We start from the raw sequence: 13,553 nt of genomic DNA on the forward strand, positions 1-13,553 counted from the left end.
CGATCATGCTTAGCCAACGAACGAAACGGAAAGCAGTCAATGAGCGAACGTCTTCTCGTGCTGGTGCGGCACGGCCAGAGCGAATGGAATCTGAAGAACCTGTTCACGGGCTGGAAGGATCCTGACCTCACCGAACTCGGCGTGAAGGAAGCCTCGGAAGCCGGCCGCAAGCTGAAGGCGCAGGGCCTCGTGTTCGACGTTGCCTACACCTCGGTGTTGACGCGCGCACAGCACACGCTCGATCTCATTCTCGGCGAGCTCGATCAGAAGGGCCTGCCGACGACGAAGAACCTTGCGCTGAACGAGCGCGACTATGGCGATCTTTCAGGCCTCAACAAGGACGACGCCCGCAAGAAATGGGGCGAGGACCAGGTGTTGATCTGGCGCCGCTCCTACGACGTGCCGCCGCCCGGCGGCGAAAGCCTGAAGGACACGCTCGCGCGCGCGCTGCCGTATTACGTGCAGGAGATCCTGCCCGGCGTGCTCAACGGCAAGCGCACGCTGGTCGCCGCCCACGGCAACTCCCTGCGCGCGCTGATCATGGTGCTGGAAAAGCTCTCGCCCGAAGGCATTTTGAAGCGCGAGCTCGCCACCGGCGTGCCGATCATCTACCGCCTCAATGCGGATTCGACGGTGGCGTCGAAGCTGGATCTGGCGGGTTAAAGACGTTCGCGCGCGGCGGAGCCGGCCAAACACTGGGCGTCGTCCTGGCCTTCGCCAGGACGACGATGTGGGGCAGTTTACGCGTAGCAACTATTACTGCATCCCGAGCTGCCCGGCCTCCCAGCCCAGCATCGCCTGCTTGCGGGTGATGCCCCAGTGGTAGCCGGTGAGCGTGCCGCTCTTGCCGAGCGCGCGATGACAGGGCACGACGAACGACACCGGGTTCTTGCCGACGGCAGCGCCGACGGCGCGTGAGGCTTTCGGGCTGTTGATGTTGCAGGCGATGTCCGAATAGGACACCGCGCGGCCCATCGGGATCTTCAGCAACGTTTCCCACACTCGCACCTCGAAATCGGTGCCGATCATCACCACGCGCAGCGGCTGATCCGGCCGCCACAGTTTCGTGTCGAAGATGCGCTGCGCCAATGGCGCGGTGCCTTCGTGATCCTCGACGTAAGTTGCGTTCCGCCATCGCCGCGTCATGTCGGCGAGCGCCACCTGTTCCTCACCGGGATCGGCGAAGGCGAGTCCCGACAATCCGCGATCGGTCGCGATCACGATCGCGGTGCCGAACGGCGAGTGATGGAAGCCGTAGCGCAGGATGAGCCCCGCGCCGCCGTTCTTCCATTCGCCCGGCGACATCGCCTCATGGGTGACGAAGAGATCGTGCAGCCGGCCCGGACCCGACAGACCGGAATCAAGCGCGGCGTCGAGGATGCTGGCGGAATCCCGCAGCAAGCCCTTGGCGTGATCGAGCGTGAGCGCCTGCATAAAAGCCTTCGGCGTGATCGAGGCCCAGCGGCGGAACAGATGGTGCAGCTCGTCCGGCGTGACGCCGGCCGCATCCGCCATCGCCTCGATGGTCGGCTGTGCGCGCCAGTTTTCGGAGATGAAGGCGATCGCCCGGCGCACGGAATCATAGTCGCGCATCGCGGCGTTCTGGGTGCCCGGCCCGGCCAGGCGCTGGTCATGTATCGCGAGTGTCATCATGACCGCAAATTTAGGAGAGGGCAGGGTGCGAAACCACCCGATTTCCGATCCGCAAATCAGGTGACCGGATTGTAGGTCGGGCCGCGCCGGGCGGCATTTAACGCCTCAACCAAGCCTTTGTAAAAACTTGCCTTTTCGTCCGGTCCCAGGAAGCGGGCGATCTGGATCTGGTGACCTCGCGAGATCAGATAGAGGTGCTCGATGCCAAAATCCTCGTCGATTTCCATGTCGAGACGGACCCAGAGTGGGTTGAAGGTCCACTCGACCACCTGGCCGTGCTGGCTGACGCGCCGCACGCGCAATTCAGATGGCGTGACCACGATCTCCTCGCTGGCCCGCGCCGCGCGGAAATTGGCCTTGAAGGCCCACCAGATCACCAGCACATCGAGGCCGAAGAAGCCGAACACCGGCCACGCGCCCATCATCAGGAAGACGAGGCCAGTGACGAAGCTGACGGCGCTCAGGAACAGCATCACGGCGAGGAAGCCGGTGCGGTTCAGCGAGCGGTGCGGCGTCAGGCGCGCGGAAAAGATCTGAGGCTCGGCCTCGCTTCCGGATCGTTCGCGCTCAATTTCGTTGCCTGTGGTCATCGTCCCTCAGTATATCCCGATCATGGCGAAAATCACCCGCAAGCCGGTCCCGCGTAAAACGTCCGTGCCGAAGAAAAAGGCAAAGCCGGTCGCGGCCAAACCGAACGGACCCGCGAAGAAATCGCTTAAGGCCCTGAAGCCCTGGACGCCGCCCGAGGTCCACGAGGCCTTCAGCCGTTTCCGCAAGGCCAACCCGGAGCCGAAAGGCGAGCTCGAGCACGTCAATCCGTTCACGCTGCTGGTCGCCGTGGTGCTGTCGGCGCAGGCGACCGATGCTGGGGTCAACAAGGCGACGCGTGCGTTGTTTGCGATCGCCGACACGCCGCAGAAGATGCTCGACCTCGGCGAGGAACGCCTGCGCGAGTACATCAAGACCATCGGCCTCTACCGCACCAAGGCGAAGAACGTGATCGGGCTGTCGGCGAAGCTGCTCAGCGAGTTCGGCGGCGAGGTGCCGCGTACGCGCGCCGGCATCGAGTCGTTGCCGGGTGCCGGGCGCAAGACCGCCAATGTCGTGCTCAACATGGCCTTCGGCGAGCACACCATGGCGGTCGACACGCATGTCTTCCGCGTCGGCAACCGGACCGGCCTCGCGCCTGGCAAGACGCCACTGGAGGTCGAGCTCGGTCTCGAAAAGGTGATCCCGGCCGAGTTCATGCTGCATGCCCATCATTGGCTGATCCTGCATGGCCGCTATACTTGCCTCGCGCGCAAGCCGCGCTGCGAGGTATGCCTGATCAACGATCTCTGTAGGTGGCCGGAAAAGACGGTCTGAGACTGGCGTTCGGGAAAGTGGTTTGGAGTCTATCGTGAGTCAGCAGGAACAAATCCCGTCGTCGACACCTGCTGCCACACCGGCGCCGACACCGAAGTCAACGCAGCGACCGGCGAGTTCGCTGTGGAGCCGGCTCGCGATTCCGCTGTTCGCGGTGATCGTCGCGCTCGGCTTCGTCGCGCTGGCAACGCAGCGCTTCGACGAATGGGTCGGCAATTCGGTGGTGCAGACCACCAACGACGCCTATGTGCGCGCCGAGCTGACGCGGCTCGCCAGTCGCGTCTCCGGCGAAGTGCTGAGCGTCGGGGTCACCGATTTCCAGCGCGTCAAGGCCGGCGATCTCCTGATCCAGATCGATCCTGCCGACTATCAGGCGCAGGTCGCGCAGTCCGAAGCGGCGGTCGCCGCCGCGCAAGCCGTGCTCGACAATCTGGCCAACCAGATCGAGCTGCAATATGCGACGATCGCGCAGGCGCAAGCCGCGCGGCTCTCGGCCGAAGCCGTGGAGGTCGAGGCGCGGCAGGAGCAGGAGCGTCAGCAGTCCCTATCGCAGACCGAATCCGGTACGCGGCAGCGGTTCGAACAGGCGGTCGCAGGCTACGCCAAGGCGCAGGCCGACGTGCGCGCGAGCCGCGCCGTGATCGCGGCCCAGCAGCACCAGCTCGAGGTGCTGCAAGGCACCAGGAAGCAGCGCGCCGCCGATCTCGAAGCGACCAAGGCAACACTGGCAAGTGCGAAGCTCAAGCTCGGCTACACCAAGATATCGGCGCCGTTCGACGGCGTCGTCGGCGAGCGGCAGGTCCAACCCGGCGACTACGTCAACATCGGCACCAACCTCATCAACGTCGTGCCGTTGCCGAAGGTCTACGTGATCGCGAACTACAAGGAGACCCAGCTTACCCACGTCGCACCGGGCCAGCCGGTCGAGATCACCGTCGATAGTTTCCCGCGTGAGAAGCTGCGCGGCCGGGTGGAGCGCATTGCGCCCGCAACCGGCGCGCAGGTCGCGCTGCTGCCGCCGGACAACGCAACAGGCAATTTCACCAAAGTCGTGCAGCGCATTCCCGTGCGCATCCAGTTCGACGACAACCAGCCGCTGCTGGCGCGGCTGGTGCCGGGCATGTCGGTCGTCACCAGCATCGACACCAAGGCCGGTAATGGCGGAAAATGACGATTCCAGCCGCGGACCGCTCTCGCGCGGCGGCGTCGCCCCGCAGCCGCTGTTTGCGGTGGCGGCAGTGCTGCTCGGCTCGTTCCTCGCCAATTTCGACAGCCGCCTGACCACGATTGGCCTGCCGGACCTGCGCGGCGCGTTCTCGCTTTCGTTCGACGAAGGCGCATGGCTCTCCACGGCGGGCATCGGCTCGCAGATCTTCATCGCGCCCGCGGTGGCCTGGCTTGCCACCGTATTCGGCCTGCGCCGCGTGCTGGGCATCCCCAGCCTCGTCTATGCCGCGGTCTCGCTGATCATTCCGTTCGTGCACGATTATCCGACATTGCTCGCGCTCAGCGTCGTGCATGGCCTCTTGCTGGGCACCTTCGTGCCGGCGACGCTGATGATCGTGTTCCGCAATTTGCCGATCCGCTGGTGGCTCCCGGCGATCTCGATCTATTCGATCCGCGTCGGCTTCGCGCTGGATACCTCGAGCTCGCTGGTCGGCTTCTATGTCGATCATCTCGGCTGGCAATGGCTGTACTGGCAAAGCGTCGTGATCGCGCCCCTGATGGGCCTGATGGTTTATTGGGGCACGCCGAACGAGCCGGTGAATCGCGCTTTGCTGCGCGAGGCCGATTGGGGCGGCATGCTGCTGCTCGGTGCCGGCGTTTCGATGATCTACGCCGGGCTCGACCAGGGCAACCGGCTGGACTGGCTCGGGTCGGGAACGGTGATGGCGTTGATCATTGCCGGCGCGGTGCTGGTCGCGGGCTTCCTCGTCAACGAGGCCCTGGTGCGACAGCCATGGGCGCATATCAACGTGCTGTTCTCGCGCAATATCGGTCTCGGGCTGGTCCTGATCCTGCTCTATACGCTGACCAGCCTCTCCAACGCGTCGCTGGTGCCGAATTTCCTCGCCACCATCGCCCTGCTCAGGCCGGAGCAGAGTGGCTTGCTGCTGCTTACCTACGGCGCGTTGCCGATGTTCGTGCTGGTGCCGCTTTCGATCTGGCTGCTGCGGCATTTCGATACGCGGACGGTGGTGGTCGTGGGATTTGCCTGCTTCGCCGCCGCCAATCTCTGGGGCACGCAGCTCAGCCATGAATGGGCGCGCGAGGATTTCGCCGGCATCGTGCTGCTCCAGGCCATCGGGCAGTCGCTGACCTTGCTGCCGCTGATCATCACACTGCTGTCCAATTCCGATCCGAGCCGTGCCACCTCGTTTGCTGCCTATATCCAGATCATGCGGCTCGGCGGCGCCGAGATTGGCGTGGCGTTGATGGGGACGTGGCTGCGCGTCCGCGAGCAGATTCATTCCTTCTATCTCGGCCAGAATCTCGGCGTCGGTGACGTCGACGTGGTCCGCATGCTGAAACAGCTCGCCGACCATTTTGCGGCCCATGGTGCGGGTTCGGCCCAGGCCCGCGCGGTCGGCACGCTCGCGGGCTTGGTTCAGCGCGAGGCCAATGTGCTCGCCTATATCGACGGCTTCTGGCTGTGCTTCTGGGTGGCGATGGCCGCGCTCGGCGTCGTCGCGCTGGTCACCCGTGCGCCGCCCGGCCCGTTCACGCCAGCGCCGTTCGGCTTCGCCAGGATGCTGTTGCGCAAATGCGGGCTGTCGCTGACGTAGACGCCGTCACCGCATCTGTCGCGCCGGCTCGATCAGCTCTGGCCGCGGGCCTGAGAGCCGCTTGTGCATGTGGACCATGAAGGCCATGGCGAAGATCGGCGTCGCCAGGTTCACGATCGGGATTGAGACGAAGGCTGCGATGAACAGGCCCGCGGTGAAGATGGTTGCGGCATTGTCGCGCCGCATCGCCTTGGCTTCTTCCGGCGAGCGAAACCGCATCGCCGCGAGCTCGAAATATTCGCGGCCGAGCAGCCAGGCCGTGGCGAGGAAGAAGACCAGGAAACCGGCGCCCGCGAAAAGCACCAGCGGCAAGGCGATCAGGTAGACCAGGATCGTCAGCAGCGCGGTCTTGACACCCTCGTAGATCGCCTGGCTGAACGGCAGCGCGACGCCCGGCCGCTCGGCCGGATAGTGCTCGCGCTCGACGATGTCGGCGACGTCGTCCACGAACAGGCTCGCCACCACCGAGGTAATCGCGGGCATCAGGAACACAGCCCCGAACACGACGCCGAGGCCCGCGGCGATCGAAATGATCCAGGACAGCACCTCGAGCGATGCGTGCCAGCCCGGACCGAGCAGGCCCTCCAGCCAGGCCTCGCCATAGGTCGCAAACCAGCTCAGGAGCCGCTGCAAGCCGATCGCCAGCACGATGATCAGCACCAGTGCGACGCCGATCGACCGCCACAGGATCGAGCGCATCGGCGGCGAAATCATTTGCGACAGCGCCTTGACGGCGGCATCCAGCATGGGAGTTCCTCTCACGACATCACCCGCGAGACGTAGACACCCCGGGCCACTTCGGCAAGGGAGATCGGCGGCACCGCTTATGGCCGGATTGACCGCTGGCATCAACGAAGCCACGATGAATTCGGCAAGACCGTTGCTTCACCAACCCGCTTGACAACACGCGGAACCAGCCGCGCAAAGGAATAGGCTCTTATGGCGATGGAAGAATCGGCGGCCGGATTGCCGCTTGCAGGCGTCCGCGTCGTCGAGATGACCCACATGGTCATGGGCCCGACCTGCGGCATGATCCTGGCACAACTCGGAGCCGACGTGATCAAGGTCGAGCCGCCCGCGGGCGACAAGACCCGAAGCCTGGGGGGCATGGGCACCGCCTTCTTCCCGTTGTTCAACCGCGGCAAGCGCAGCGTGGTGCTGGATTTCGAGAAGCCTGAGGATCGCGACACCATGCACCGGCTGCTGGCGACGGCCGACGTGTTCCTTGAGAATTTTCGCGACGGCCAGCTCGAGAAGCAGGGGCTTGGCGCCGACGAACTGCGCCGCCGGCATCCAGAGCTGATCATCGCCGGCCACAAGGGTTTTCTCTCGGGTCCCTACGAGCACCGCCCCGCGCTCGACGAGGTCGTGCAGATGATGGCGGGCCTTGCCGCCATGACCGGCACCAGCGAAAAGCCGCAGCGCGTCGGCTCGTCCGCCAACGACATCATGGGCGGCATGTTCGGCGTGATCGCGATCCTCGCGGCGCTCTATCAGAAGCGCGGTGGAAAACGCGATGGCGCCGACATCCGCATCGGCCTGTTCGAGAACTGCCTGTTCCTGGTTGCCCAGCACATGGTCGAATACGAGATGACCGGCAACAAGCCGCGCTCGATGCCGGAGCGCGAGCATGCCTGGCCGATCTACGACATCTTCGAGACCGCCGGCGGCGAGCGCATCTTCATCGGCGTCGTCACTGAAGGCCATTGGCAGAGCTTTTGCCGCGAGTTCGGCCTGACTGAATTCCTCGATGATCCCGCCTTGCGCACCACGACCGATCGCATCCTGGCGCGCGGGCGGATCATTCCGCGCGCCGCCGGGATCATCAGGCAATGGGACGTGGCAAGACTGTCGCAGAGGCTCGATGCGCTCAACATCTGCTTCTCGCCGATCAACCGGCCCGAGGATCTCTTCACCGATCCGCATGTGTTACGGCCGGGTGGGCTCGTCAACAATGTGACCGCCGACGGCAAGCCGTTCCGGGTGCCGGCGCTGCCGATCGAATGGAACGGCAGCCATATCGGCGAAGGCCTGAAGGTCGCGCCGCTCGGCGCCGACACGGCCGCCGTTCGCGCCGAGATCGACACCGAAAGCGAAGACGTCACGTCAAAAACAACAGGGAGGCGCGGATGAGCCGGATTCAGGAGATTTACCCCGCAGAGCGCGTCAGCCTGCGCGAAGTCGGCCTGCGCGACGGGCTCCAGCTCGTGAAGAAAATTCCGTCGACCGACGCCAAGCAGCGATGGGTGCGCGAGGAATATGCCGCCGGCGTGCGGCATTTCGAGGTCGGCTCGTTCCTGCCGGCAAAGACGTTTCCGCAATTCGTCGATGTTCGTAATGTCGTCGCGACCGTCGCTTCATTGCCCGGCGCGCATGGCATCGCGCTTGCGCTCAACGAGCGCGGCGTCAACGAGGCGCTGGAATCCGGCGTCGGCGAGATCGCCTCGGTGGTCTCGGCAACGGAAGAGCACAGCCAGGCCAATGCGCACCGCTCGCGCGAGTCCGCGATCGCCAATCTGAAACGCCTGTGCGAGATGCGCGATGCCACCAGCCACAAGCCGCTCGTCAACGCGGCGATCTCGATGGCGCTGGGCTGCTCGATCACCGGGGCGGTTGACCCTGCGGAGGTGCTGCGGCTGGTCGACAAATGCCTGGAGGCTGGTGTCGATTTCGTCGGCATCGCCGACACCGTCGGTTATGCCGGGCCGAAGCAGGTGGCGGAGCTGACGCGCGCCGCCGTGAAGCTTGCAGGGTCAAAGCCGATCTGCATCCATCTCCACGACACCCGCGGCATGGGCATCGCGAACGCGGCCGCCGCGCTCGACGAAGGCGCGCGAATCCTCGACGGCTCGCTCGGCGGCCTCGGCGGCTGCCCCTTCGCGCCCGGTGCGACCGGCAATGTCGTGTTCGAGGATCTCGTGTTCCTGTGCGAGAGCAAGGGTTTTCCGACCGGCATCGATTTGGAGAAACTGATCACGGTGCGCAGGATCCTGCGCGAGGAGATGCCGAACGAAACGCTGTATGGCGGCATCGCGCGGGCCGGGTTGCCGGGTGGGAATGCGAAGGCAGCTTAAATCCGCAAGCGGAATGCTCTTCCCTTCTCTCCCACAAGGGGAGAGGGGAACGCACCGTCTATTCGGCAAATCTACTCATGCCGGTGCGCCTGCTTCCGCGCCTTCGCCTGCTTACCGTCCCCCGTCGGAATCATCACCACACGGCCATAACGCACGCCGCGTTCGGCGATGATGTGGTCGGCGAAATGTCTGACCTCGGAGGCGTCGCCGCGCAGTGCCGTCATCTCCATGCAATTGTTGTCGTCGAGATGGACGTGCAGCGTCGCCAGCGCGAGGTCGTGGTGACCATGGAATTCCTGCACCAGGCGTTTTGAGAGATCGCGGGCGGCGTGGTCGTAGACATAGACGAGACCGGCGACGCAGGGCCCGGCCTGTGCGGTGTCCTCGCTGCTCTGTTGCAAGCCGGCGCGCGCGAGATCGCGGATGATCTCGGAGCGGTTCTGGTAGCCGCGCGCTTCCGCCGCAGCGTCGATCTCTGCCAGCAGATCGTCTTCGATCGTGATCGTAATTCGCTGCATCAAGATGCTCCCTCCCAAGCTCGATGCCATTTTACACGGATTCCGCGACGCTCACAGCCGCGTTGCCCGCAGTCGCAGCGCGTTCCCGACCACGCTGACCGAGGACAGCGCCATCGCGGCCGCGGCGATGATCGGCGACAGCAGCACGCCGAAAGTTGGATAGAGGATGCCGGCCGCGATCGGAATGCCTGCGGCGTTGTAGATGAAGGCGAAGAACAGGTTTTGCCGGATGTTGCTCATCGTCGCCTGCGACAGTTTTCGCGCCCGCACGATGCCGGTGAGATCGCCCTTCAGCAGCGTGACGCCAGCGCTCTCCATCGCCACATCAGTGCCGGTGCCCATGGCGATGCCGACTTCGGCAGCGGCCAGCGCCGGCGCGTCGTTGACGCCGTCACCGGCCATCGCGACGCTGCGGCCGGCCTTCTGCAGCTTCGTCACCACCGCGCTCTTCTGGTCCGGCAGCACCTCGGCCTCGACATCGGCGATGCCGAGCCTGCGCGCCACGGCTTCCGCCGTGGTGCGGTTGTCGCCGGTCAGCATGATGACCTTGATGCCCTCGGCCGCCAGTGCCTTCAGCGCCTCCGGGGTCGAAGCCTTGACCGGATCGGCGATCGCGAACAGGCCGGCAAGCCGGCCGTCGACGGCCATGTTGATCACGGTCGCGCCATCGCCGCGCAGCCGTTCGGCCTCGCCATCGAGGGTTTTGGTGTCGACGCCGATCGACGTCAGATATCGGGCATTGCCGAGCACGATGGTTTTGCCATCGACCTTGCCGGTCGCGCCTTTGCCGGTCGGCGAATCGAATTGCTCGACCTGGCCCAGCGCGAGCTGCTTCTCCTTCGCCGCGCGCATGATCGCGTCGGCCAGAGGATGCTCGCTGGCGCGCTCGACGCTGGCGGCCATGCGGAGGACGTCGTCTTCCGCAAAGCCGGCCGCCGGCACGATCGCGACCACCTTCGGCTTGCCCTCGGTCAGCGTGCCGGTCTTGTCGACCACCAGCGTGTCGATCTTCTCCATCCGCTCCAGCGCCTCGGCGTTCTTGATCAGGACGCCTGCTTGCGCGCCGCGGCCGACGCCGACCATGATCGACATCGGGGTCGCCAGGCCAAGCGCGCAGGGGCAGGCGATGATCAGCACGCTGACGGCGGCGACGAGGCCGAAGGCCAGCCGCGGCTCCGGCCCGAACCAGGCCCAGGCCGCGAAGGCAGCGACCGCGACCGCAATCACCATCGGCACGAACCAGCCCGCGACCTGGTCGGCGAGACGCTGGATCGGCGCGCGCGAGCGCTGCGCGTCCGCGACCATCTGCACGATCTGCGACAGCAGCGTCTCACGGCCTACCTTGTCGGCGCGCATGATGAAGCTGCCGGACTGGTTGAGCGTGCCGGCGATCACCTTCGCGCCGGTCTCCTTGGTGACCGGCATGGATTCGCCTGTGACGAGCGACTCGTCGAGCGAGGAACGGCCTTCCAGAATGACGCCGTCGACCGGCACTTTCTCGCCCGGACGCACGCGCAGGCGGTCACCGGCATGAAGTGCGTCGATCTCGACCTCGTGCTCGCTGCCGTCAGCATCGACGCGGCGCGCGGTCTTCGGGGCGAGCTGCAGCAGCGCCTTGATCGCACCCGAGGTCGCGTCGCGTGCGCGCAGCTCCAGCACCTGCCCTAGCAGCACCAGCACGGTGATGACCGCCGCGGCCTCAAAATAAACCGCGACCGCGCCTTCATGGCCGCGGAAGGTGGCCGGAAAAATCTGCGGCGCGATGGTGCCGATCAGGCTGTAGACATAGGCAACGCCCGTGCCCATCGCGATCAGCGTGAACATGTTGAGGTTGCGCGTCAGCAGCGACTGCCAGCCGCGGAGGAAGAACGGCCAGCCGGCCCACAGCACCACAGGCGTGGCGAAGACGAGCTGGATCCAGTTCGACAGCGTCGCATCGATCCAGTTGTGCGGGCCCGCGAGATGGCCGCCCATCTCCAGCACCACTGCCGGCAAAGCCAGCGCGCCGCCGATCCAGAACCGCCGCGTCATGTCGGCAAGCTCGGGATTGGGGCCGGTCTCCAGGCTCGCCACTTCCGGCTCCAGCGCCATGCCGCAGATCGGACAGCTTCCGGGCCCGGCCTGGCGGATCTGCGGATGCATCGGGCAGGTGTAGATCGTGCCCGCCGGCATCTCGGGCTCGGGCGTCTTGTCCTTGGCGAGGTACTTTGCGGGATCCTCGGCGAATTTGGTGCGGCAGCCGGCCGAGCAGAAATGGAAGGTCGCGCCCTGATGGTCGAACCGGTGCTTGGACGTCGCGGGATCGACGGTCATGCCGCAGACGGGATCGCGGACTTTTGCCGCGGCGCCGTGGTCATGCGCGTGATCGCCGTGCGCGCCGCAGCAGGAGGCAGCGGCGGGCTTGTCGACCGAGGCAACTTTACTGGAACAGCCGCATCCGGAATGTGTTTCCGGCTTGTGATGGTGCTCGTGTTCGGCGTCGTTCATTGCCACGCTCCGGCCTTGCAAGTTATACCCTGGGGGGGTATATAGTCCGCATGCGCAAGGACATCAAGGCATCCGTCGGAAAACGTCTCGGCCGGATCGAGGGGCAGGTTCGCGGCCTCTCGAAAATGGTCGAGGAAGACCGCTATTGCATCGACATCGTCACGCAGATCTCGGCGGTGCGCGCCGCGCTGCGCCGGGTAGAGGAAGAGGTTTTGAAAGATCACGTCGCCCATTGCGTCGAGCATGCGATCGCGAGCGGCGACAAGGCCGATCAGCGCGAGAAGATCGCAGAGCTGATGGCGGTGATTGGGCGGGCGGAGCGGTAGGTCGCCGTCATTGCGAGGAGCGTAGCGACGAAGCAATCCAGACTGTTCGGGCAGAGACGGTCTGGATTGCTTCGCTGCGCTCGCAATGGCCTGGATTGCTTCGCTTCGCTCGCAATGCGAGCTTGGAGGGACGGCTAAGCCGCCATCTCCAACGCGTGTCCCTGCGCGCGGTACTTTGCGAGATCGTTCAGCAGCACAAAATGCTCGGAGAAGGCAACGCTCATCTCCGCGGCCGCCTCACGCATCACTTCTTCAGCCGGAACCGGCGCCTCTTCGTCAATCGCTTCAGGAACGAGCGGCGGCGCACTGAACGTTTCTGGAAACACACCGAAGGTGCCGGCTACCTCCTCGAGCGGCTTCTGCTTGTCGGCCCAGTGCAAGGCGGTGTAGTCGAAGCCGTGCACGATGGTGGGTTTGACGACTTCGAAATAGGGCGAGATGTCGAAGTCGCGGGGCATGTAGAGCGAGGAATCGCGGATGTGCAGGATCTCGCGGCGGGCAGCACGGCTGCCGGCCTTGGTGATCTTCGGCAGGATCGGATAGCGCACGGCGTCGAACGCCTGCGCGATTAGGGCCGAGCAGATGATCTTGGTGGGATCGCCCGAGCCGATCGAGATCATGCGGCGCCGCCAGCGCTGCGGGATCGGCAGCGGAAACAGAAAGCGCATCAGGTCGACGATGTTCTTGGTGTCGTAGCCGAAGCCGATGCGGTTGATCGCATAGCGGCAGACCGTGGTGCGGTCCTCATAAGACAGCCCGACCGGGCGGCAGACGCGGGTGTGATAGGGGAAATATTTCGACAGCGGCGCGGAGGTGACGCCTTCGCCGATATTGGCCTCGATCAGCACGTGCGGCTCGCCGTCGGGCTCTTCCGCGCCCTCGATCGGGCCGACATAGAGGGCGCCGTGGGACCAGGTCGACTGCGTCAGATATTTGATGATGCCCGAGATGCGGTTGTTGCCCTCGACCAGCAGCACGTCACCCGGCTCGATGACGCCGCGCAGATGCTCGGGGTCGCTCGGCGTGAACGGCTCATAGCCCGGCACCTCCTTCGAGAGGTACGCGGCAATCAGCTTGCCGACTGAATCAAGGACCGTCCCCATTTCAAAACTCCCCCACGGCCTTTTCCGGCCGTCTTTTTCTCTTCTCTACCATGGTCTGAACGTGTTGCAATTCGGTTCATCGCTCTGTGACATCAAGCACGATTGATTCACCATGATGGTTGCCGCGCAACATCAGATACGGCAAGGTTCGCTAGCTGTTCCCGTTTGCTGCAAGTCTCCGGAAACCATGCCATGACAATCACGCGCCGCAGGTTCCTATCGGCATCGGCGGGCCTTGCCG

General features: G+C 64.9%; 13 protein-coding genes. 7 read left to right on the forward strand and 6 right to left on the reverse strand.

The features are described 5' to 3' along the window. Window positions 1-39: 39 nt before the first annotated feature. On the forward strand, window positions 40-663 hold the full coding sequence (locus IVB47_RS09610; protein ID WP_007598504.1) for a 2,3-bisphosphoglycerate-dependent phosphoglycerate mutase: 624 nt from the start codon (window positions 40-42) through the stop codon (window positions 661-663). 93 nt (window positions 664-756) lie between these two features. On the opposite strand, the gene IVB47_RS09615 is transcribed toward IVB47_RS09610, so the two are convergent. Continuing rightward, window positions 757-1,653, reverse strand: coding sequence for a bifunctional helix-turn-helix domain-containing protein/methylated-DNA--[protein]-cysteine S-methyltransferase (locus IVB47_RS09615; protein ID WP_027566209.1), 897 nt, complete (start codon window positions 1,651-1,653; stop codon window positions 757-759). A 56-nt stretch (window positions 1,654-1,709) separates the two neighbouring features. Beyond that, window positions 1,710-2,243 (reverse strand): DUF2244 domain-containing protein, encoded by a 534-nt coding sequence (locus IVB47_RS09620; RefSeq protein WP_247429366.1) that lies wholly within the window; start codon window positions 2,241-2,243, stop codon window positions 1,710-1,712. Between the two features lie 22 nt (window positions 2,244-2,265). Between IVB47_RS09620 and nth the strand changes: the two genes are divergently transcribed. Genes nth through IVB47_RS09635 form a run of 3 tightly spaced genes read left to right on the forward strand, consistent with a single transcriptional unit; the run spans window position 2,266 to window position 5,804 of the window. Further along, window positions 2,266-3,018: an endonuclease III gene (nth, locus tag IVB47_RS09625; protein WP_247357383.1), complete on the forward strand. Its 753-nt coding sequence runs from the start codon at window positions 2,266-2,268 to the stop codon at window positions 3,016-3,018. Between the two features lie 34 nt (window positions 3,019-3,052). Further along, window positions 3,053-4,189 carry an HlyD family secretion protein gene (locus IVB47_RS09630; protein WP_247461219.1) on the forward strand — a complete coding sequence of 379 codons (1,137 nt, stop codon included), beginning with the start codon at window positions 3,053-3,055 and terminating at the stop codon, window positions 4,187-4,189. Then, a complete protein-coding gene (locus IVB47_RS09635; RefSeq protein WP_247461221.1) occupies window positions 4,176-5,804 on the forward strand; it encodes an MFS transporter in 1,629 nt (542 codons plus the stop codon). The genes IVB47_RS09630 and IVB47_RS09635 overlap by 14 nt, the downstream gene beginning before the upstream one ends. Before the next feature lie 6 nt (window positions 5,805-5,810). Here the strand turns inward: IVB47_RS09635 and IVB47_RS09640 are convergent, their stop codons facing one another. Beyond that, window positions 5,811-6,551, reverse strand: a complete 741-nt coding sequence (locus IVB47_RS09640; protein ID WP_247285066.1) for a sulfate transporter family protein — start codon at window positions 6,549-6,551, stop codon at window positions 5,811-5,813. Between the two features lie 192 nt (window positions 6,552-6,743). On the opposite strand from IVB47_RS09640, the gene IVB47_RS09645 reads away from it, so the two are divergent. Continuing rightward, on the forward strand, window positions 6,744-7,937 hold the full coding sequence (locus IVB47_RS09645; protein WP_247461222.1) for a CoA transferase: 1,194 nt from the start codon (window positions 6,744-6,746) through the stop codon (window positions 7,935-7,937). Next, the gene (locus tag IVB47_RS09650; protein WP_247461224.1) at window positions 7,934-8,878 is read left to right on the forward strand and encodes a hydroxymethylglutaryl-CoA lyase; all 945 of its coding nucleotides are present in this window, start codon (window positions 7,934-7,936) and stop codon (window positions 8,876-8,878) included. The genes IVB47_RS09645 and IVB47_RS09650 overlap by 4 nt, the downstream gene beginning before the upstream one ends. A 71-nt stretch (window positions 8,879-8,949) precedes the next feature. On the opposite strand, the gene nikR is transcribed toward IVB47_RS09650, so the two are convergent. Then, the gene (gene nikR / locus IVB47_RS09655; protein WP_247285069.1) at window positions 8,950-9,396 is read right to left on the reverse strand and encodes a nickel-responsive transcriptional regulator NikR; all 447 of its coding nucleotides are present in this window, start codon (window positions 9,394-9,396) and stop codon (window positions 8,950-8,952) included. A 51-nt stretch (window positions 9,397-9,447) separates the two neighbouring features. Beyond that, complete coding sequence (locus IVB47_RS09660; protein WP_247461225.1) at window positions 9,448-11,883, reverse strand: heavy metal translocating P-type ATPase; 2,436 nt, start codon at window positions 11,881-11,883, stop codon at window positions 9,448-9,450. Window positions 11,884-11,933: 50 nt separating this feature from the next. Here IVB47_RS09660 and IVB47_RS09665 point away from each other — a divergent pair, with 50 nt between their 5' ends. Continuing rightward, window positions 11,934-12,209, forward strand: coding sequence for a metal-sensitive transcriptional regulator (locus tag IVB47_RS09665; RefSeq protein ID WP_007598521.1), 276 nt, complete (start codon window positions 11,934-11,936; stop codon window positions 12,207-12,209). 134 nt (window positions 12,210-12,343) lie between these two features. Here the strand turns inward: IVB47_RS09665 and IVB47_RS09670 are convergent, their stop codons facing one another. Continuing rightward, window positions 12,344-13,312 (reverse strand): YiiX/YebB-like N1pC/P60 family cysteine hydrolase, encoded by a 969-nt coding sequence (locus IVB47_RS09670; RefSeq protein ID WP_247461227.1) that lies wholly within the window; start codon window positions 13,310-13,312, stop codon window positions 12,344-12,346. Between the last annotated feature and the right edge of the window lie 241 nt (window positions 13,313-13,553).

It is taken from the genome of Bradyrhizobium sp. 62, from assembly GCF_023073035.1.
GTDB lineage: Bacteria > Pseudomonadota > Alphaproteobacteria > Rhizobiales > Xanthobacteraceae > Bradyrhizobium.

Bases quoted from the DNA above. Each gene is read 5' to 3' on its own strand.
- nikR (WP_247285069.1), bottom strand. From the start codon at position 9,396: ATGCAGCGAATTACGATCACGATCGAAGACGATCTGCTGGCAGAGATC.
- IVB47_RS09645 (WP_247461222.1), top strand. From the start codon at position 6,744: ATGGCGATGGAAGAATCGGCGGCCGGATTGCCGCTTGCAGGCGTCCGC.
- IVB47_RS09615 (WP_027566209.1), bottom strand. From the start codon at position 1,653: ATGATGACACTCGCGATACATGACCAGCGCCTGGCCGGGCCGGGCACC.
- IVB47_RS09635 (WP_247461221.1), top strand. From the start codon at position 4,176: ATGGCGGAAAATGACGATTCCAGCCGCGGACCGCTCTCGCGCGGCGGC.
- IVB47_RS09620 (WP_247429366.1), bottom strand. From the start codon at position 2,243: ATGACCACAGGCAACGAAATTGAGCGCGAACGATCCGGAAGCGAGGCC.
- IVB47_RS09660 (WP_247461225.1), bottom strand. From the start codon at position 11,883: ATGAACGACGCCGAACACGAGCACCATCACAAGCCGGAAACACATTCC.
- IVB47_RS09640 (WP_247285066.1), bottom strand. From the start codon at position 6,551: ATGCTGGATGCCGCCGTCAAGGCGCTGTCGCAAATGATTTCGCCGCCG.
- IVB47_RS09670 (WP_247461227.1), bottom strand. From the start codon at position 13,312: ATGGGGACGGTCCTTGATTCAGTCGGCAAGCTGATTGCCGCGTACCTC.
- IVB47_RS09665 (WP_007598521.1), top strand. From the start codon at position 11,934: ATGCGCAAGGACATCAAGGCATCCGTCGGAAAACGTCTCGGCCGGATC.
- nth (WP_247357383.1), top strand. From the start codon at position 2,266: ATGGCGAAAATCACCCGCAAGCCGGTCCCGCGTAAAACGTCCGTGCCG.
- IVB47_RS09650 (WP_247461224.1), top strand. From the start codon at position 7,934: ATGAGCCGGATTCAGGAGATTTACCCCGCAGAGCGCGTCAGCCTGCGC.
- IVB47_RS09610 (WP_007598504.1), top strand. From the start codon at position 40: ATGAGCGAACGTCTTCTCGTGCTGGTGCGGCACGGCCAGAGCGAATGG.